We start from the raw sequence: 533 nt of genomic DNA on the forward strand, positions 1-533 counted from the left end.
GATTCTTGCCACGATTCCACTTTGCAAGACCCTAATTGTTAGGGCATTGAAAGAAAATCATCGACAGGTACAATGAGTTCTCACTCACACGAAAATATTGGATATGAAGATTAACAATCAGCAACGAACCGGATTCGGTTACTTCCTATACGGAATTCAATTGGCGCTCTCTCCAGAGATAAGACGTTTTGTCGTGTTACCACTTTTAGCAAATATTATTCTCGTGGGTGGGGCTATCTTCTATCTATTCTCCCACTTGAACATGTGGATTGAAGGTTGGATTGGACAGTTACCAGAGTTTCTCTCTTGGCTCACGTATATCTTGTGGCCCCTACTTGCTCTAACGATACTGGCCACCTTCTCTTATTTCTTTAGCACGTTAGCCAACTTTATTGCCGCTCCCTTCAACGGGCTGTTAGCAGAAAAAGTTGAAGAGACGCTAACCGGAAAAAAAATTAATGACAACGGCTTTACGGCTGTTCTAAAAGATGTGCCTCGCGTACTTGCTCGCGAATGGAGAAAACTGCTTTATA

Annotated in this window: 1 protein-coding gene; it reads left to right on the forward strand. The window is 42.6% G+C overall.

The genetic code is table 11. The features are described from left to right. Positions 1-103: 103 nt before the first annotated feature. The coding region (gene cysZ / locus R8N47_RS28000) for a sulfate transporter CysZ (protein ID WP_318186458.1) at positions 104-533 on the forward strand (430 nt) is incomplete at its 3' end.

It is taken from the genome of Vibrio sp. 2132-1 (genome assembly GCF_033344315.1).